Source organism: Kitasatospora sp. NPDC043950 (genome assembly GCF_056435345.1).
Window position 1 is genome coordinate 95,371 of sequence record NZ_JBWKER010000025.1, and the last position, 18,520, is coordinate 113,890.

An 18,520-nucleotide genomic window follows, 5' to 3' on the forward strand; every position below is an offset into this window, starting at 1 on the left:
CAGACCCTCGTCAGTCGGCCAGCGGGAGGTAGACCTTGTTGCCCTGGGCCTTGAACTCCTCGGACATGGCCTTCATGCCCTCGACGGCTTCCTCGTCGTACTCGGGCGAGGCCGCACCGTTGCCGAACTTCTCATTGATGCTTTTGCTGATCTTCATCGAGCAGAACTTCGGGCCGCACATGGAGCAGAAGTGGGCCGTCTTGGCGGGTTCGGCGGGGAGGGTCTCGTCGTGGAAGGAGCGGGCGGTCTCCGGGTCGAGGGCCAGGTTGAACTGGTCCTCCCAGCGGAACTCGAAGCGGGCGTCGGAGAGGGCGTCGTCCCAGTCCTGGGCGCCGGGGTGGCCCTTGGCGAGGTCGGCGGCGTGGGCGGCGATCTTGTAGGTGATCACGCCGGTCTTGACGTCGTCGCGGTTGGGCAGGCCCAAGTGCTCCTTGGGCGTGACGTAGCAGAGCATCGCGGTGCCCCACCAGGCGATCATCGCGGCGCCGATGCCCGAGGTGATGTGGTCGTAGCCGGGGGCGACGTCGGTGGTGAGCGGGCCGAGGGTGTAGAACGGCGCCTCGTCACAGATCTCCTTCTGGAGATCCATGTTCTCCTTGATCTTGTGCATCGGGACGTGGCCCGGGCCCTCGATCATCACCTGGACGTCGCGCTCGCGGGCGATCCGGCCGAGTTCGCCGAGGGTCTGCAGTTCGGCGAACTGCGCCTCGTCGTTGGCGTCCGCGATGGAGCCGGGGCGCAGGCCGTCGCCGAGCGAGAAGGTGACGTCGTAGCGCGCGAGGATGTCGCAGAGCTCCTCGAAGTTGGTGTAGAGGAAGTTCTCCTGGTGGTGCGCCAGGCACCAGGCGGCCATGATCGAGCCGCCGCGCGAGACGATGCCGGTCTTGCGGCGGGCGGTCAGCGGGACGTACCGGAGCAGGACGCCGGCGTGGACGGTCATGTAGTCGACGCCCTGCTCGCACTGCTCGACGACGGTGTCCCGGTACACCTCCCAGCTCAGGTCCTCGGCCTTGCCGTCGACCTTCTCCAGGGCCTGGTAGAGCGGCACGGTGCCGATCGGCACGGGGGAGTTGCGCAGGATCCACTCGCGGGTGGTGTGGATGTTGCGGCCGGTGGAGAGGTCCATGACGGTGTCGGCGCCCCAACGGGTGGCCCAGGTCATCTTCTCCACCTCCTCCTCGATCGAGGAGGTGACGGCGGAGTTGCCGATGTTGGCGTTGATCTTCACCAGGAAGTTGGTGCCGATGATCGCCGGCTCCACCTCGGGGTGGTTCACGTTGACCGGGATGACGGCCCGGCCGCGGGCCACCTCGGCCCGCACGTACTCGGGGGCGAGGCCCTCGCGCAGCGCCACGAACTCCATCTCGGGGGTGACCACGCCCCGCTTGGCGTAGGCGAGTTGGGTGACGGCGGCACCGCCGCGGCCGCGCAGCGGGCGACGCGGGCGGCCCGGGAAGACGGCGTCCAGGTTGCGCAGGTTTCCGCCGCGCGGCGAGGTGTGCTTGATCCCGTCGTCCTCGGGGCGCGCCTCGCGGCCGTCGTACTCCTCGACGTCGCCGCGCTGGCGGATCCAGGCGTCGCGCAGGGCGGGCAGGCCGCGCCGCACGTCGGGTTCGTAGGCCTGGTCGGTGTACGGGCCGGAGGTGTCGTACAGCGGGACGGTCCTGCCGTTGGTGAGCTGCACCTCGCGGTACGGGACCCGCAGGTCGGGCCGGGACCCTTCGCGGTAGGCCTTGCGCCAGGCCGGGGTGGGGTAGCCGGTGCCGGCGCTGGTGACGGTGGCGGTGACGGTGGCCGTGGCGGTGGCGGTGGCGGTGGCGGTGGCGGCCTCGGTGCTGCCGGCCTCGGTGCCGCTGTTCCCGGTGCTGCGGGCAGGCTGCGGCTGTGCTTCGAACGTGGTCATCTGACCTCATACTCCCTACGCCGGCATTACCCGGTCAGGTTCCTGCGGTCGACGCAGCCGTCGGTCCGTCCGTCGACGTCCCGGTCAGCGCCCTCTCAGCCCGGTGCTCCGAGCTCCCGCGTCGGCAGGCGGTGTTGCCTGCACATGACGCCCAACACCGTAGCGAGCCGATCGCCGCAGGTCCAGCACGCCTCCGGCCGGCCGGACCCCGCGCCAGGAACGCCGAAGGCCCGGCCCCCTGGACGGGGGCCGGGCCTCGGGCGGTTGCTCAGCCCTTGGCGGCCTTCTTCACCAGGACCACCACGGCGGCGGCGATGCCGGCGACGACCAGCACCTTGATCATGATGCTCAGCAGGGCGCCGACGACACCGAAGACGAATCCCACGATGTTCCAGAGCAGCACCAGGACCAGCACCGGGATGACGATGTTCCGCACCCAGGAGGGCAGCGACTTCCAGAGCTCAGCCATGACCGTTCCTTCTCTCCCCGTGGGGTCGGCTGCCGTCCGGTGCCGCATCCCGCTTGCTTTCGGTACTTCGATCGTACGGGGACACGAGTGCCGGAACGAGGCCCGTCGGCCCGGAGAGAACCCCTAGATCACCCCGACCCGGGGCCCCGGGGAGACCCGGGTGCGGACCTCGGGGACGACCCCCGGCAAGGGCCCCGCACCCCCTGCGACCAGCGGTCAGACCGGCCAGCGCTCGCCGCGCCAGGCGGCGTCCCAGAACATCCACTCGTAGCGCGAGGTGGTCGTGAAGTGCTCGACGACCCGGCGCCGTTCGGCCGGGGAGATCTCCTCGCCGAGGCGGTCGGTGAGCGCCAGCACCCGGCGGACGACGGACTGGAACGCCTCGTCGCCGTAGGTGGCGATCCACTTGGCGTACAGCGGGTCGGGGGAGCCCTGGGCGAGCAGCGCCTCGCCGACCCGGGCGTAGATCCAGTAGCAGGGCAGCACCGCGCCGACGGCCTCGGCGAAGGAGCCGCCGTAGACGGTGGCCAGCAGGTAGCTGGTGTAGGCCCGGGTGGTGGGCAGCACCGGTTCGGCGGCGGCCTGCTCGGCGCTGCCGCCGAAGGCGGTCAGGAACTCGGCGTGCATGCCCTGTTCCGCGGCCAGCGCGCCGACCGCGTCGTCGGCGAAGGCCCGCACGTCCTCCTCGCCGGGCGCCTTGGCGGCGCAGACGGCGAGCGCGCGGGCGTAGTCGCGCAGGTAGTGCGAGTCCTGGACGACGAAGTGGCGGAAGGCCGCACGCGGCAGGGTGCCGTCGGTGAGGCCACCGATGAAGGGGTGGGCGAGGATCTCGGCGTACACCGGCTCGATGGCCGCCCAGAGTTCTTCCGTCAGGCTCTTGCTCATGCCCAGGACCCTAGACGGTCGGTCCGCGGGCGGTCAGCCCTCGGGCGGGGAGAACACCACCAGGACCCGCAGCTCCTCGGTGACGTGGTGGAAGCGGTGCGGGGTGCCGGCCGGGACGTAGACGACGGTGCCGCGCCCGACCGTGGCGGTCTCGGCGCCGACGGTCAGTTCGGCGCGACCGCTGATCACCTGGTAGATCTCGTCCTGGTCGTGCGCGGTCTGCGGGTCGGTGTCGCCGGGGGAGAGCGCGTAGAGCCCGGCGGACATCCGCGGTTCGCACAGGAAGCGCAGGTACGCGCCGTCGTTCGCCGCGCGTTCGACGTCCAGTTCGTCCAACCGGAACAGCTTCACCGCTACTCCCCTCCTTCGTCCATCCACCGTGCGGGCCAGGGGCATTCAACACCACGGGCACCGGACCGGGGGCGCCAGGATGTCCGGCGGGAGCGCCAACATGTCCGAGGAGAGCTTCCCCCGGGACGGCGGGGCCTGCCAGGCTTGGGCGTCATGAAGGGTTTCCTCATCAAGACAGTGATCAACGCGGTGGCCATCTGGGTCGCCGCCTGGATCGTCAACGGTATCCAACTCGCGAGCGGCAAGGCCGACCTGGGCCACAAGGCCCTGACGGTGGTCGCCGTCGCCCTGGTCTTCGGCCTGGTCAACTTCCTGATCAAGCCGCTGGTCAAGCTGTTCTCGTTCCCGCTGTTCATCCTCACCCTGGGGCTGATCACCTTCGTGATCAACGCCCTGATGCTGTGGCTGACCTCCTGGGCCGCGGGGAAGCTGCACCTGGACTTCAACGTCACGGGCTTCGTGCCGGCGCTGCTCGGCTCGCTGATCATCAGCCTGGTCTCGTGGGGGCTGCACCTGGCCCTGGACGACGACTGACCTCGGCCGTGGCCGGGCACCGACTGGCCGAACCCGACCCGGCCGGTCACGAGGCGGCCGGACACCATCAGGCCGAACACCGTCAGGCCGACACGAGAGGGGCCCGCGCCCGGGTGGTTCACCCGGCGCGGGCCCCTTCGTCGGTGGCAGCGGCGCGGCCACCGCTCACCCCGCGTTCTCACATCCCCGGAGGATGTCCGCGAGCTCGGCGTCGAGTTCCTGCCCGGTGATCTCCTGGCCCATCGGCACCAGCCGGTCGGTGCGTGCCAGGAAGGCGACCAGCGGCGGCGCCGAGGCCCGCAGCAGGGCGTCCCCCTCGGGGGAGTGCAGCACGATGCAGACCTCGGTGAGCTCCTCGCCGACCGGGTGGATGTGCACGTCGCCCTCGCCGGAGGGCCGGCTGATGCCGTCGAGCAGCAGCTCGCGCGCGAACACCCAGGTGACGGGTTCGTCGCCGGGCAGGTGGAAGGTGAACCGGACGGCGTACGGGTCGTCGGGCTCGTACTCCAGGTCCACCACGATGCGGAAGGAGAGCTCGTGCGAGACCACGAGGTTCATCACCAGGTGTCCCTGGACTGTGCTGTGCTGCATGGCGCCAGTACCTCTCGTGGGGCCGGCCGGGTGGGCCGTGGGGTGGGGGGGGTGGGGGCAGGGCTGGGGGGCTTCGGGCGCGGGGCCTGGATCGTCAATTGCTGGGTGCGGGGCGCTTTCTGACGGTTTTGTGCAACCAATCCCCGTTAGGTCACCATCGTCCATGTTTGGGGACGTAGTGGACAAGGTGTGCTTTTTCAAATGGTGAACGAACGGGATCCGTGCCGGCGCGAGGAGCGTCAGAGGACGAACGACGGGCCCATCGCGCCCACGCTGCGCCGCAGTTGGCCGGCGACGACGGTCAGCCGGTCGGCCTGTTCGACGGGCAACGAGAGGGCCATGGTGGCGACCATCGGCCCGACGGTGATGGGGACGGCCGCGCAGACGGTGCCGAGCGCGTACTCCTGACGTTCCAGGACGGGCATGGTCGGTCGCAGGGAGGCGAGCCGGCGCAGGACGGCGGCCTCGCCGGTGACGGTGGAGGGGGTGAGCCCGACCGGCGGGTGGCGGGCGAGGTGGTCACGGCGCTCCTCCTCGGACAGTTGGCCGAGCAGGCACTGGCCGATGGCGTGCGCGTGGCCGGTGGCGCGGAGGTCGGCCCAGGGCTGGACGGCGGGGCGGCCGGGGTCGTCGGCGACGTCCACCACGTGGATCTCGCCGTCCCGGTAGAGCGCGAAGTAGACGGGGGCCCCGAGTTCGTCCCGTAACCGCTGCATCCGCGTGCGCAGGTCGTGCCGGTCGGACTGCCGGTCGTCGGCCCGGCCTATGCCGTTGACCGACTCCCCGTAGAAGAACCGGCCGTCGGAGCGCCGGAGGTAGCCCTCGTGGGTGAGGGTGCGCAGCAGGTGGTAGGCGGTGCCGAGCGGCAGTCCGGCGGCGCGGGCCAGTTGTTTGGCGGTGGCGCCCTGCCGGAATCCCCCGACGGCCTCCAGCAGCCGCAGCGCCCGCTGGACGGAGCCGATCAGGGTGGGGCCGCGGCCCTTGCCCGGCGAGGTGGACGGCGAGGTGGACGGCGGCGGGCTGCCGGGCGGCGAGGTGGGCGTCGGCGACCTGGTGACGCGCCCGGTGCGGACCGTCCTGGACGGCTCTGCGATCTGATCCATGGCCACGTCCATCCCCCAGCCCGAGTCAATGCACAGAAAGGGCATCCGGAGCGAAGCCCTCCGATCTGCCCGATAGTGGCTCATTGCAGCACAGGGATGACCTCCCTGCAATCACTCTTACACCGATCACTCGGCAAAATCCTTCGATTCGAAGGCGAGAATCAGAATCGACCAATATTTGGAAGATCAGTTCAAGATTCACCTTCGCTATCCAAGATCTATCCGCAGTTACTCCCCGCCCCCGAACGGACGCACCGGTTCGGGCGGGTTTCGGCCGGACCGTCCCGCGGGAGACTCCCGCACAACGCTCCAGCCCCGGAGGTCGCCATGGGCCCCGACAACCGAACCCCGCCGCCCCGCCCGGTGGTGAAGCGCACCGCGCGGGCGATCCTGCTGGAGCTCGACCCGGACGACCCGTACGGCCCGGCCTCGATCGTGCTGATCCGGCGGGTCCGGCCCGGCGCGCCCCAGCCGTACTGGATCACTCCCGGCGGCGGGGTCGAGCGCGGCGACCGCACCGTGGTCGAGGCGCTGCACCGCGAGGTGGACGAGGAACTCGGCGGCAAGATCGTCGACGTGGTGCCCGCCTTCGTCGACACCATCAGCCACACGCACCATGACGACGGCACCCTGCTCCACCCGCACGGGGTCAAGGTGCAGCACTTCTTCGCCTGCCGGCTCGCCTCGATGGACCTCAGCCGGCGGCACGGCCCCGAGGTGGACGAGCCCAACGGCGAGTACCAGGTGGTCCGGCTGCCGTTCACCCGCGAGGGGGTGACCTCCGTCAACGTCGTCCCGCCCCGGCTGCGGGCGTACCTGGCGGCCAACATCGAGGGCGTCCGCGCGCTGCTCGCCCCGGACCTCGGCTGACCGGCTGAGCCGCCGACCCGCTGACCAGCTGACCCGCCGACCCGCTGGCCACTCCCGATCCCGGCTGATTCTCCCGCCGGGGCCACCCGATCACCCCGCCGCCCGATCACCCCGCCGCCCGATCACCCCGCCGCGAGGTCGCCCACCAGGTCGTGCCGGATCCGCTCGGCCGCCACGCCCGAGCGCAGCAGCACCCCGACGCCCCGGCGGACCATCGCGGGCGGCCCGCTGAGGAACGCCTCCCGCCCGGCCCACGGCCCGAACCGCCCCACCACCTCGGGGAGTTCGCCGGTCAGCGCACCCTCGGCCGGCCCGGTGCCGGAGAGCACCGGCCGCACCGTGAGCCACGGCAGCCGCCGGGCCAACTCGTCCAGCCCGTCCAGCTCGTACAGGTCGGCGGCGCGGCGGGCCCCGTAGAACACGTCGACGGCGCCGACCGGCGTGCCGCGCTCGGCCACCTCCTCGACCAGCGCGCGGATCGGCGCGATGCCGGTACCGCCGCCGAGGCAGAGCAGGTCCGCGCCGGCGACGTGGTCGGCGGTCATCGTGCCGGCCGCCGGGCCCAGCCGCAGGACGTCCCCGGGCGCGGCCCGGTGGACGAGCGCGTTGCTCACCCAGCCCGCCTGGACGGCCTTCACGTGGAAGGTCAGCAGCCCGTCCGGCCGGGGGGCCGAGGCGAACGAGAAGTGCCGCCAGACCCGCGGCCACCAGGGCGTCTCCAGACTGGTGTACTGCCCGGCCCGGTACGGGTACGCCTGGTCCGGCCGGACGGTGATCACCGCGACGTCCCGGGTGCGGCGCTCGTGCCGGACCACCTCGCCCTGCCACCAGGGCGGCGAGGTGCGGGCGGCGTCCTCGGCGGCCTCGATCATGATCGAGGAGACCAGCCGGTAGACCCGGCGCCAGGCCAGCTCGGTCTCGGCGTCCCACCGGCTGCCCGCGTACCTGGCCAGCGCCTGTACCAGGCACTCGCCGACCGGGCCGTAGTGGCCGGTCAGCGTGCCGTACCGGCGGTGGCCGCGACCGAGCGCGCCGAGGTGGACGCGCAGGCCGGCCGGGTCGTCGGCGGCGCGGGCGGCGGCCAGCAGCGCGCGGAACAGGCGGTCCCGCTGGACGTCCATGGCGGCCGGGAAGAGCGCCCGGACCTCGGGGTGGTGCAGGAAGATCAGCGCGTAGAAGTGCGCGGTGGCGCGGTCGGCGACCGGCTCGACGACCGCCAGGCTGGCCCGGATCAGCTCGACGTCCCGTACGGTGAGCGGCTGTTCGACGGGGGAGGCGCTGCGGTCGGGGGCGCTGCGGTCGGGGGCGGGCAGCGGGACGGGCAGCCGGGCCGACAGTTGGGCCGGACGGCCCTCGGCGGGCTCCTGCACGGCCCAAGCCCTGGTCCAACTGTCGCCGGGGCCCGCCCAGTTGAGGCCGGGAGCGTCGGTGAACAGCGGCCGGAACGCGGGGGCGGCAGACGGCACGGCGGGCGACTCGGCCGGCGGCTCCGGGTAGTTGGGCGCGGGGACGGCCGGCGGCCGCACCGGCGGAGCGGGCACCGCCGGGAGGACGGCTGTCGGCGCCTCGGCCGGGATCTGCGGCGGGAGGTCCGGCGGGTCCAGCGGCATCGGCGGCCGTTCGGGCCCCGCCCCGGCCGCCATCCCGGCCGCCGTCACCTCGGCCGTCACGTGCGCCATCGTGTCCGCCGCCGCGTCCGCCGGGAGCTCCGGCAGGCCCGGGACGGAGGCGGCACCCGCCGAGCCGTGCCCGGTGCGGACCAGAAGTGTTCTGCGGGACTTCACCGCAACGTTTCGAGTACCCAAGAGAATCGTTTCGCCTCCGGCCGCCCTGCGCCACCACCTGGCTTGTCTCTGCTGACGCCTAGGCAGCGTGGCACGCCCGAACTGCTCATCCGACAAATCACGCGAAGCCCGGACACCCGGGCCCGGGACGCGCTACTCTCCCTCGATTCGCGCCCCGTCGCCCTGGGTGCGGAGCACGCCACCCAGGGCGACCGAGTCGTGCTCAGAGCTGCCGCAGCAGCGTCCCCGGCCGCTCCACGCAGTCCGCGACGAACCGCAGGAAACCGCCCGCCGTCCCGCCGTCGCAGACCCGGTGGTCGAAGGTGAACGACAGCTGCACGACCTCGCGCACCGCCAACTCCCCCTCGTGCACCCAGGGTTTGGCGACGATCCGGCCGACCCCGAGCATCGCCGCCTCGGGGTGGTTCAGGATCGGGGTGGAGCCGTCCACGCCGAACACCCCGTAGTTGTTCAACGTGAAGGTGCCACCGGTCAGTTCGGCCGGGGTGAGCGAGCCGTCGCGCGCCGCCTCGGTCAACCGGCCCAACTCCTCGCCGAGTTGCTCGGTGGTGCGGGCGTGGGCGTCCCGCACCACCGGGACGACCAGACCTCGCTCGCCCTGCGCGGCGAAGCCCAGGTGCACCGCCGAGTGTCGGATGATGCCCGAACCGTCCTCCGTCATACTGGAGTTGAGCTCCGGGAAACGGGCCAGCGCGACCGTGCAGATCCGGGCGAGCAGCGCCAGCACGCTCACCTTCGGGCCCGGGGTGGCATTCAACTGTCGCCGCAGCACCATCAGTTCGGTGGCATCGGTGTCCACCCAGCAGGTCACTGCGGGGATCTCCCGGTGGCTGCGGCTGAGCTTCTCGGCCACCGCCTTGCGCAGCCCGCGCAGCGGGACGACGCCCTCCCGCGCCACCGGCGCCGGAGCCGTCGGTGCCGCCGCCTTCGCCGCGACCGCCCGTTCGACGTCCGCGCGCATGATCAGCCCGTCCGGGCCGCTGCCGGAGAGCGTGGCCAGATCGACCCCCTGTTCCCGGGCCAGCCGCCGCACCAGCGGCGAGATCACCGGCACCACGCCCGGAACGGTCCGCACCACCAGCGCGGGAGCCGGAACAACAACCGGAACAGCAGCAGGAACAGGAGCCGGATCAACAGCAGCAACAACAGCAGGAACAGCAGCCGCACCCCCCACCCGGCGCCGCCGCCCGCCCTTCCCCGGCTCGGCGACCCCGTACCCGACCAGCGGCCGCTCCACCTCCGCCGCCGCCTCGACCAGCATCCCGGCCGCCGCCTCGGCCAGCAGCGAAGCCCCTTCCGCCGGAGCCACCGCGACCGTCACCAGCGGCGCGCCCACGGCGATCTCCTCGCCCTCCTCGCCGTACCGGGCGGTGACCACCCCGCCGTACGGGCAGGGCACCTCCACCACGGCCTTGGCGGTCTCCACCTCCACCACCGGCTGGTCGACCGCGATCACCTCGCCGACCTCGACCAGCCACCGCACCACCTCGGCCCCGGTGAGTCCCTCACCGAGGTCGGGCAGCCGGAACTCGCGCACGACGGGCATCATCCTCGGTCCTCCCACTGCAACCGGGCGACCGCGTCCAGAATCCGGTCCACCCCGGGCAGGTGGTGGTGCTCCAGCATCGGCGGCGGGTACGGGATGTCGAAGCCGGTCACCCGCAGCACGGGCGCGGCCAGGTGGTGGAAGCAGCGCTCGGTGACCCGGGCCGCGATCTCCGCGCCGGTGCCGCCGAAGCCGCTCGCCTCGTGCACCACCACGGCCCGGCCGAGCGAGCGCACCACCCGGCAGACCGTCTCGTCGTCGAACGGCACCAGGGTGCGCAGGTCCAGCACCGCGAGGTCCCAGCCCTCGGCCTTCGCCGTCTCGGCCGCCTCCAGGCAGACCGGCAGCGAGGGCCCGTAGGTGATCAGCACGGCGGAGGTGCCGGGCCGCCGCAGCACGGCCCGGCCGATCGGCTCGACCGGCGCGGCCGGGTCGAACCCGTCCTTGCCCCAGTAGAGCCGCTTGGGCTCCAGGAAGACCACCGGGTCGTCGGAGGCGATCGAGGCCCGCAGCAGCCCGTACGCGTCGGCGACCGTCGCCGGGGTGACCACGTGCAGGCCGGGGGTGGCCGCGTAGTACGCCTCGGAGGCGTCGCTGTGGTGCTCGACCCCGCCGATGCCACCGCCGTACGGGATGCGGACGGTGATCGGCAGCGGGAGCCGGCCGGCCGTGCGGTTGCGCATCTTGGCGACGTGCGAGAACAGCTGCTCCAGCGCCGGGTAGGCGAAGGCGTCGAACTGCATCTCGACGACCGGGCGCAGCCCGTACATCGCCATGCCGATCGCGGTGCCGAGGATGCCGGCCTCGGCCAGCGGGGTGTCCAGGCAGCGGTCGGGGCCGAACTCGGCGGTCAGCCCGTCGGTGATCCGGAAGACGCCGCCGAGCGCGCCGACGTCCTCGCCGAGCACGTGCACCGCGGGGTCCTCGCGCAGGGCGTCGCGCAGCGCCGCGTTGAGCGCCTGCGCCATGCTCGCCGTACGGGTCGGTGTGGCCGTCTGGTTCATCAGTGCTGCACCTCGGCCTCGGCGGCCAGCTCGGCGGACAACTGGGCGGCCTGTTCCCGCAGTTGCGGGGTCGGCTCGGCGAAGACATGGGTGAACAGCGCCATCGGGTCCAGCTCGGGGTCGGCGTGGAACTCGGCCCGCATCCGGGCCGCCAGCGCCTCCGCCTCGTCGGCCGCCGACTGCACCAGCGCGTCGTCCAGGACGCCGAGTTCGCGCAGCGAGCGGTCCATCAGCAGGATCGGGTCGTACTCCCGCCAGGCGGCCACCTCCGGGTCGGTGCGGTAACGGGTGGCGTCGTCGGCGTTGGTGTGCGCCTCGACCCGGTAGGTGAGCGCCTCGACCAGGGTCGGGCCGCCGCCGGTCCTGGCCCGCTCGACCGCCTCGGTCAGGACGCCGTGCACGGCGGGCGCGTCGTTGCCGTCCACCAGCCGGCCCGGCATGCCGTAGCCGACGGCCTTGTGGGCGAGGGTGGGCGCGGCGGACTGCGCGCTGAGCGGGACGGATATCGCGTAGCCGTTGTTCTGCACCAGGAAGACCACCGGCGCCTGGAGCACCGCGGCGAAGTTCAGCGCCTCGTGGAAGTCGCCCTCGCTGGTGCCGCCGTCGCCGAGCATGGCCAGCGCGACCACCGGCTCGCCGGCCAGCCGGGCGGCGTGCGCCAGCCCGACGGCGTGCGGGGCCTGGGTGGCGAGCGGGGTGCAGAGCGGGGCGGTGCGGGTGGCGCGCGGGTCGTAGCCGGTGTGGGCGGTGCCGCGCAGCAGGGTCAGCGCCTCCAACGGGTCGACGCCCCGGGAGACCACCGCGAGGGTGTCGCGGTAGCTGGGGAACAGCCAGTCGGCCTCGCCGAGCACCAGCGCGGCGGCGACCTGGCAGGCCTCCTGGCCGGTGGACGCCGGGTAGACGGCCAGCCGGCCCTGCTTGGTCAGGGTGGTGGCCTGCTGGTTGAAGCGGCGGCCGACCACCAGGCGGCGGTACAGCTCGCGCAGCAGTGCGGGGTCGTACTTCTCCAGCGCGGGGGTGCCGAGCACCCGGACCGGTGAGGCGTCCGGGAGCAGGGGGGCCGGGTCGGTCCGCGGGGCGGTGGCCCCGGGGGTCCAGCCGGGCACCGCCGTGTGGTGTCTGTGGTCGAGAACGGTCATCTCGGGGCACCTCCTGGGGTGGCGGGGGCTCCCTACCGATTGTTCGGTCGTCTGTTCATCTTGACCAGAAGCGTGACAAGGTGGTGGACATTCGGCCTGAGCGGCGGTCGACTGGTGGCAGTGCGTCCAATCGGCGAGGGTGGGGGGTCATGTCGGCTGAACAGATGTCCAGACTCGACCGGGTCGACCGTTCGATCCTGCGGCTGCTGCAGCAGGACGGCCGCGCCTCGATCCGCTCGGTGGCCGAGCGGGTGCACGTGTCCCGGGCGAACGCCTACGCCCGGATATCCAGGATGGTCGAGGACGGCATCATTCGCGGCTTCACCGCCCGCGTCGACCACGAACGGGCAGGTCAGGGCGCGTCCGCGTACATCACCCTGAAGATCGTCCAGAACTCCTGGCGCACGGTCCGGGAGCAGCTGCTGGAGCTCCCCGGGGTCGCCCACATCGCCCTGGTCGGCGGAGACTTCGACGTCCTGCTGCTGGTGCACACCGCGGACAACCACGCGCTGCGGGAGCTGGTGCTGGGCAGCATCCAGTCCATCCCCCAGGTGCTCGGCACCCGGACCATGCTGATCTTCGAGGAGACCGACCAGGTCCCCCCGGACTGACCAGGTCCCCCGGACCGACCGGCAGGCCCCGGCCACCGGCCGGCGGCGGCTACCGCGCGCGCAGCCCGTCGAAGGCCAGGTGGACGACCGCGTCCGCGAGGCCGTCGGTGCCCTTGAGGCCCGGCCGGTACCACTCCACGATCGAGTTGATCATCCCGAACAGCAGCCGGGTGGCCAGCCGCGGCTCGACGTCCGCGCGCAGCGCACCGTCCGCGACCGCCGCCCGCAGCAGCTCGGCGACCTGGTGGTCGAACTCCCGGCGCCGCTCCAGCGCCCACTGCTCGGTGACCGTGTTCCCGCGCACCCGCAGCAGCAGCGTCACGTACGGCAGTTCCGCGAGCAGCACCTCGGCGGTGCGGCGCACCACGTGCTCCAGCCGCTCCACCGCCGGGCCCCGCACCGCCGCCGGCTCGGCCAGGATCGCGAACAGCCCGTCCAGCGCCCGCCCGACGGCCAGCCGCAGCAGCTCCTCCTTGCCCCGGACGTGGTGGTAGATGGACGACTTGGAGATCCCGGCCGCCCGGGACAGGTCCTCCATCGAGGTGCCGTCGTAGCCGCGCTCGTTGAACACGTCGACGGTCACCGCGAGCAGTGACTCCACGGTGTAGGCGGTACGCGTGCTGTGATCGGCCATCCTCCGAGTATCCCCGGCCGCCCCGCGCCGTACGCGGTCGGGTCCGGTCGGGTCCGGTCGGGTCCGCGGCAGCGCACTGGTCCACACCAGGCCCCGATGCGCAGGCCCTAGACTCGGCGGACGATCGTCCACGTCCAGCAGGGTGGGGTCCAGTCCGAATGAACGCAATACCGGCCGTCGCCTCCGACGTGCCCGAGCAGCGCAGCGATGATCCGGAGGGCGTGCCCGGCGGCGGCTGGCGGGAAGGCGCCCGCGCCCTGGTGGTCCGGTTCGGGCCGGCGGTGTGGTGCTACGCGGTGCTGAAACTGATCGGCTTCACCGTCTTCATGAAGCTGCTCTCCTTCTCCGGGGACTACCTCAAGAAGCCGGCCCGGTTCGGCGGCGGCGCCAACCCCTGGGACGTGCTGGCCACCTGGGACGGCTGGTGGTACCAGCAGGTGGCCCAGTTCGGCTACCACCCGGCGCTGGTCACGATCCCCAACGGCCCGGTCGGCTTCTCCGTCGAGCAGAACTCCGCCGCGTTCTTCCCGCTCTACCCGGGCCTGATGCGGATGACCTCGGACGTCACCGGCCTCGGCCTGTACGGCGCCGGGATGCTGGTGTCGGTGGTGGCCTCGCTGTTCGCCGCCGCCGGGATCTACGCCGTGGTGGACCGGATGGCCGGCCCCAGGGCGGGCGTGATCGCGGCCGGGATCTGGGCGATCGCCCCGGGCTCGGGCGCCGAGTGGGCGGTCTACTCGGACTCCACCTTCGTCGCACTGGCCGCCTGGGCCTGCTACTGCGTGATGACCAAGCAGTGGGTCGCCGCCGGGGTGATCACCCTGGTCACCGGGCTCAACCGGCCGACCGCCGCGGCGCTGATAGGCGCGGTCGGCCTGGCCGCGCTGGTGGAGCTGTACCGGCGCGAGAACGGCGTCCTGCGCCCGCTGACCGCGATGCTGCTGGCCCCGGTCGGCCTGCTCGGCTACGTGGCCTGGGTGGGCTGGCGGATGGGCGAGTGGGGCGGCTACTTCCGGCTCCAGCACGACGCCTGGCTGCACTACTTCGACTGGGGCCAGGGCACCTGGCACGCGATCCGCGGCGTGCTGCTCGGCCGCAACGACTACCCGTTCGCGTTCCCGGTGCCGGACCTCTTCGCCACCCTGATCGTGCTCACCCTGCCGGTGCTGATCGTGCTGCTGATCCGGCTGCGCCCGCCGCTGGTGCTGACCGCCTACACGCTGGCCACGATCGTCTCGGTGCTGGGGAGCCTCGGCATCTTCGGCAACGTCTCGCGCTACCTGCTGCCGGCGTTCCCGCTGCTGATCGCGCTCGCGGTGGCGATGCGCAAGCTCAGCTGGCCGGTGCTGGCCGCGGTGCTGGGTTTCGGCGCGGTCGCCTCCGGCTGGTACGCGGGGTACGTCATCTTCGAGCTGGGCGTGCCGTAGACCCTGCCCCGCACCGGCCCCCGGGGGGGGGTCCGCCACGGACGCGCCCCCGCGCGCTTTCCGGCCACCGCCCCGCGCGTCTTCCCGGATTCCGTCCCCTGCACCCTCTTGAGCCGACCGATCGTTCGGTTACCCTGTGACGTGTCCCGTCCTCCCTCCTGAGGAGCGCACAGATGTCCGCAGCGGTCACCCACCCCCTCGTCGGCGAGCTGGTCGAGCGCCACCAGGCCACCCTGGACGCCGCCCTCGACGCCGCCGCCAAGCGCGACTACTGGTCGCCCTACCCCGAGTTCCCGAAGGCGTACGGCGAGAGCGGCCCGGCGGACGGCAAGGCCGCCTTCGACGCCCTGCTCGGCCAGCCGTTCACCCTCGACGGCCACCCCGCCGACGGCGACCTGGTCGGCGGCGAGGCCTCCCCGTACGGCATCGAGCTGGGCATCGGCTACCCGCACGCCGAGCCGGACGCGCTGATCGCCGCGCTGAGCGCCGCCCGGCCCGGCTGGGCCGCCGCCACCCCGCTGGAGCGCGCCGCCGTCTGCCTGGAGATCCTGCACCGGATCAACGCCCGCTCCCACGAGTTCGGCCAGGCCGTCATGCACACCACCGGCCAGGCCTACGGCATGGCCTTCCAGGCCGGCGGCCCGCACGCCCAGGACCGCGGCCTGGAGGCGGTCACCTACGCCTACGCCGAGCAGACCCGGCTGCCCCGCCGGGCCGGCTGGACCAAGCCCCAGGGCAAGCGCGAACCGCTGGTGATGACCAAGGAGTTCACCGTCGTCCCGCGCGGCCTCGCGCTGCTGGTCGGCTGCAACACCTTCCCCACCTGGAACGGCTACCCCGGCCTGTTCGCCTCGCTGGCCACCGGCAACCCGGTGCTGGTCAAGCCGCACCCGCGCGCCGTGCTGCCGCTCGCGCTGACCGTCCGGACCGCCCGCGAGGTGCTCGCCGAGGCCGGCTACGACCCCAACCTGGTCTGCCTGGCCGTCGAGCACGAGGGCGGCACCGTCGCCCAGACCCTCGCCGTCCGCCCCGAGATCCGGCTGATCGACTACACCGGCTCCACCGCCTTCGGCGACTGGCTGGAGGAGCACGCCAAGCAGGCCGAGGTGTACACCGAGAAGGCCGGCGTCAACGCGGTCGTCATCGACTCCACCGACGACTACAAGGGCATGCTCGGCAACCTGGCCTTCGCCCTCTCGCTCTACAGCGGCCAGATGTGCACCACCCCGCAGAACCTGCTGATCCCGCGCGGCGGCATCGCCACCGACCAGGGCGACAAGTCCTACGACCAGGTCGTCGCCGACCTCGCCGCCGCCATCGACGGCCTGCTCTCCGACGACGCCCGCGCCGCCGCCATCCTCGGCGCCGTGGTCAACCCGGGCGTGCTGCAGCGCTCGGCCGCCGCGGCCGGCGGCGAGTACGGCGAGCTCGCCCTCGCCCCGCGCGCGGTGACCTCGCCGGACTTCCCCGGCGCGACCGTCCGCACCCCCGCGCTGGTCAAGCTGGACGCCGACAAGCCGGACGACCGCGCGGTCTTCCGCACCGAGTGCTTCGGCCCGGTCTCCTTCGCCGTCGCCGTCGAGTCCACCCCCGCCGCCGTCGAGCTGCTGCGCACCACGGTCCGCGACAAGGGCGCCATGACGGCCTCCGGCTACACCACCTCGCCCGAGGTGGAGGGCCTGCTGGTGGCGGCCGCGCTCGACGCCGGCGTCTCGCTCTCGCTCAACCTGACCGGCGGCGTCTACCCCAACCAGACCGCCGCCTTCTCCGACCTGCACGGCACCGGCGCCAACCCGGCCGCCAACTCGGCCTACTGCGACGGCGCGTTCGTCGCCAACCGGTTCCGCACCGTGGAGGTCCGCCGGCACGGCTGAGCGCCGTCCCGGCCCCGTCCGATCCGCTCCGGGCCCCGGCGGTCACCCACCGCCGGGGCCCGGCGGTTCACAGCTCCCCGCGGGCCCGGGATGATGGAGTCTGGGAGAACGCCGGACACGGCGTCCAACCGCCCTCCGAACACCGGGAGCTGACACATGACCGCGAAGCCGACGACCGCCACCGACATCCTGATCGTCGGTGCCGGACCGACCGGACTGCTACTGGCCGGCGACCTCGCCGCGGCCGGGGTCGGCGTCACCGTCCTGGAGAAGCGCGGCGCCGAGTCCAACCTGACCCGGGCCTTCGCCGTGCACGCCCGCACTCTGGAGCTCCTGGACGCCCGCGGCCTCGCCGACGACCTCATCGCCACCGGCCGCCCGGTCACCGGCCTGAGGATGTTCGACCGCTTCGGCATCGACCTGAGCTCGCTGCCCACCCGCTTCCCGTTCGTCCTGATCACGCCGCAGTACCACGTCGAACGGCTGCTCCAGGACCGCGCCGAGCAGGCCGGCGCGACCATCCTGCGCGGCGCCGAGGTCACCGCCCTGCGCCAGGACGCCGAGGGCGTCACCCTGGAGACCCGCGACGGGAACGCCTTCACCGCCCGGTACGCGGTCGGCACCGACGGCGTCCGCTCCACCGTGCGCGACCTGCTCGGCATCCCGTTCCCCGGCGAGTCCGTGGTCGACTCCGTGATGCTCGCCGACGTCCGGCTGGAGCGCGAGCCCGCCGACACCATCACCGTCGGCGCCAACGAGACCGGCTTCTCCTTCCTCGCCCCCTTCGGCGACGGCTGGTACCGGCTGATCGCCTGGGACCGCAAGGAGCGGCAGCCTGATGGCACCACCCCCTCGCCGGAGCGCCTCGCCGCCATCGCCCGGACCACCCTCGGCGAGGACTACGGCCTGCACGACGTCCGCTGGAGCTCCACCTTCCACAGCGACGAGCGCCAGGCCCCCAACTACCGCTCCGGCCGGGTCTTCCTGGCCGGCGACGCCGCGCACTGTCACTCCCCGGCCGGCGGCCAGGGCATGAACACCGGCCTCCAGGACGCCGCCAACCTGTCCTGGAAGCTCGCCGCCGCCCTCCAGGGCCACGCCACCGACGCCCTGCTCGACACCTACCAGGGCGAACGGCACCCGGTCGGCCGGACGGTGCTGCGCACCTCCGGCGCGCTGATCCGGCTCGCCCTCGCCGAGTCCGCCCCCACCCGCGCCCTGCGCGGGGCGCTCACCACGCTCGGCGGCCACCTCGACCCGGTCACCGAGCGCGGCGCCCGGATGGTCTCCGGCATCGACATCTCCTACCCGGCCCCGAAGGACGCCCACCCGCAGGTCGGCAAGCGCGTCCCGGACCTGCGGCTGACGGCGCTGCGCAAGCCCGTCGAGGGCGCCCCGGCCGCCCCCGAGCGGCTCTACGAGGCGCTGCGCGAGGGGAAGTTCGTCCTGGTCAGCAACGACGAACTGGCCGCCGCCGAACCCTGGGCGGACCGCGTGGTCACCGCCGCCCCGGCCGACCCGCACGGCAAGCTGCGCGACACCGTCCTGCTGATCCGCCCGGACGGCTACGCCGCCTGGGGCGCCGTCGACCCCGGTCAGGGCGAGCTCCGCACCGCCCTGATCGCCTGGCTCGGCACCCCCTGACCCCCGCCGGGGGGGGGGGGGGGGGCACCCAGCACCCCCCCCCCCCCCCCCTCGGGGGGCCCCGAAAAAACCCCCGCCCCCCTCCTTCCCCCCCTTTCCCTCCCCCCCCCCCCACCCCCCCCCCCTCGCC

17 protein-coding genes are annotated in these 18,520 nt (G+C 73.0%); 6 read left to right on the top strand and 11 right to left on the bottom strand.

What is annotated here, in order from left to right; all coding sequences use genetic code 11:
• Positions 1–10: 10 nt before the first annotated feature.
• The 4 genes from thiC to AC07BF_RS18645 all read right to left on the bottom strand — a co-directional run bounded on the left by thiC (position 11) and on the right by AC07BF_RS18645 (position 3,608).
• Complete coding sequence (gene thiC, locus AC07BF_RS18630) at positions 11–1,903, bottom strand: phosphomethylpyrimidine synthase ThiC (protein WP_400804363.1); 1,893 nt, start codon at positions 1,901–1,903, stop codon at positions 11–13.
• Positions 1,904–2,171: 268 nt separating this feature from the next.
• The gene (locus AC07BF_RS18635; RefSeq protein WP_063348421.1) at positions 2,172–2,372 is read right to left on the bottom strand and encodes a DUF5326 family protein; all 201 of its coding nucleotides are present in this window, start codon (positions 2,370–2,372) and stop codon (positions 2,172–2,174) included.
• 216 nt (positions 2,373–2,588) lie between these two features.
• Positions 2,589–3,257: a thiaminase II gene (gene tenA / locus AC07BF_RS18640; RefSeq protein ID WP_063348422.1), complete on the bottom strand. Its 669-nt coding sequence runs from the start codon at positions 3,255–3,257 to the stop codon at positions 2,589–2,591.
• Between the two features lie 33 nt (positions 3,258–3,290).
• A complete protein-coding gene (locus AC07BF_RS18645) occupies positions 3,291–3,608 on the bottom strand; it encodes a cupin domain-containing protein (RefSeq protein ID WP_363581594.1) in 318 nt (105 codons plus the stop codon).
• Positions 3,609–3,761: 153 nt separating this feature from the next.
• Here AC07BF_RS18645 and AC07BF_RS18650 point away from each other — a divergent pair, with 153 nt between their 5' ends.
• Positions 3,762–4,142: a phage holin family protein gene (locus AC07BF_RS18650; protein WP_363581596.1), complete on the top strand. Its 381-nt coding sequence runs from the start codon at positions 3,762–3,764 to the stop codon at positions 4,140–4,142.
• Between the two features lie 165 nt (positions 4,143–4,307).
• On the opposite strand, the gene AC07BF_RS18655 is transcribed toward AC07BF_RS18650, so the two are convergent.
• Both AC07BF_RS18655 and AC07BF_RS18660 read right to left on the bottom strand, forming a co-directional pair.
• Positions 4,308–4,733, bottom strand: a complete 426-nt coding sequence (locus AC07BF_RS18655) for an SsgA family sporulation/cell division regulator (RefSeq protein WP_363581598.1) — start codon at positions 4,731–4,733, stop codon at positions 4,308–4,310.
• 239 nt (positions 4,734–4,972) lie between these two features.
• A complete protein-coding gene (locus AC07BF_RS18660; protein WP_363628020.1) occupies positions 4,973–5,836 on the bottom strand; it encodes an IclR family transcriptional regulator in 864 nt (287 codons plus the stop codon).
• Between the two features lie 327 nt (positions 5,837–6,163).
• Here AC07BF_RS18660 and AC07BF_RS18665 point away from each other — a divergent pair, with 327 nt between their 5' ends.
• A complete protein-coding gene (locus tag AC07BF_RS18665; protein WP_363581602.1) occupies positions 6,164–6,706 on the top strand; it encodes an NUDIX domain-containing protein in 543 nt (180 codons plus the stop codon).
• A gap of 122 nt (positions 6,707–6,828) precedes the next feature.
• Here AC07BF_RS18665 and AC07BF_RS18670 read toward each other — a convergent pair whose 3' ends face one another.
• The 4 genes from AC07BF_RS18670 to pdhA form a co-directional block, all read right to left on the bottom strand.
• Positions 6,829–8,490 carry a globin domain-containing protein gene (locus tag AC07BF_RS18670; RefSeq protein ID WP_478333604.1) on the bottom strand — a complete coding sequence of 554 codons (1,662 nt, stop codon included), beginning with the start codon at positions 8,488–8,490 and terminating at the stop codon, positions 6,829–6,831.
• 223 nt (positions 8,491–8,713) lie between these two features.
• Positions 8,714–10,057: a dihydrolipoamide acetyltransferase family protein gene (locus AC07BF_RS18675; protein ID WP_478333606.1), complete on the bottom strand. Its 1,344-nt coding sequence runs from the start codon at positions 10,055–10,057 to the stop codon at positions 8,714–8,716.
• On the bottom strand, positions 10,057–11,061 hold the full coding sequence (locus AC07BF_RS18680; RefSeq protein ID WP_350876812.1) for an alpha-ketoacid dehydrogenase subunit beta: 1,005 nt from the start codon (positions 11,059–11,061) through the stop codon (positions 10,057–10,059). The genes AC07BF_RS18675 and AC07BF_RS18680 overlap by 1 nt, the downstream gene beginning before the upstream one ends.
• Positions 11,061–12,200: a pyruvate dehydrogenase (acetyl-transferring) E1 component subunit alpha gene (gene pdhA, locus AC07BF_RS18685; protein ID WP_063348428.1), complete on the bottom strand. Its 1,140-nt coding sequence runs from the start codon at positions 12,198–12,200 to the stop codon at positions 11,061–11,063. Before pdhA ends, AC07BF_RS18680 begins: the two co-directional genes overlap by 1 nt.
• 149 nt (positions 12,201–12,349) lie before the next feature.
• Here pdhA and AC07BF_RS18690 point away from each other — a divergent pair, with 149 nt between their 5' ends.
• Positions 12,350–12,811 (top strand): Lrp/AsnC family transcriptional regulator, encoded by a 462-nt coding sequence (locus AC07BF_RS18690; protein ID WP_350876808.1) that lies wholly within the window; start codon positions 12,350–12,352, stop codon positions 12,809–12,811.
• 49 nt (positions 12,812–12,860) lie between these two features.
• On the opposite strand, the gene AC07BF_RS18695 is transcribed toward AC07BF_RS18690, so the two are convergent.
• Entirely contained in the window at positions 12,861–13,445 is a 585-nt protein-coding gene (locus AC07BF_RS18695; protein ID WP_363581608.1) for a TetR/AcrR family transcriptional regulator, read from the bottom strand.
• Between the two features lie 158 nt (positions 13,446–13,603).
• Here AC07BF_RS18695 and AC07BF_RS18700 point away from each other — a divergent pair, with 158 nt between their 5' ends.
• The 3 genes from AC07BF_RS18700 to AC07BF_RS18710 all read left to right on the top strand — a co-directional run bounded on the left by AC07BF_RS18700 (position 13,604) and on the right by AC07BF_RS18710 (position 18,390).
• Positions 13,604–14,872, top strand: a complete 1,269-nt coding sequence (locus tag AC07BF_RS18700) for a hypothetical protein (protein WP_400985494.1) — start codon at positions 13,604–13,606, stop codon at positions 14,870–14,872.
• Between the two features lie 173 nt (positions 14,873–15,045).
• Positions 15,046–16,746: a phenylacetic acid degradation protein PaaN gene (paaN, locus tag AC07BF_RS18705; protein WP_363626233.1), complete on the top strand. Its 1,701-nt coding sequence runs from the start codon at positions 15,046–15,048 to the stop codon at positions 16,744–16,746.
• A 156-nt stretch (positions 16,747–16,902) separates the two neighbouring features.
• Positions 16,903–18,390 carry an FAD-dependent monooxygenase gene (locus AC07BF_RS18710; protein ID WP_478333605.1) on the top strand — a complete coding sequence of 496 codons (1,488 nt, stop codon included), beginning with the start codon at positions 16,903–16,905 and terminating at the stop codon, positions 18,388–18,390.
• The last annotated feature ends 130 nt before the right edge of the window (positions 18,391–18,520 follow it).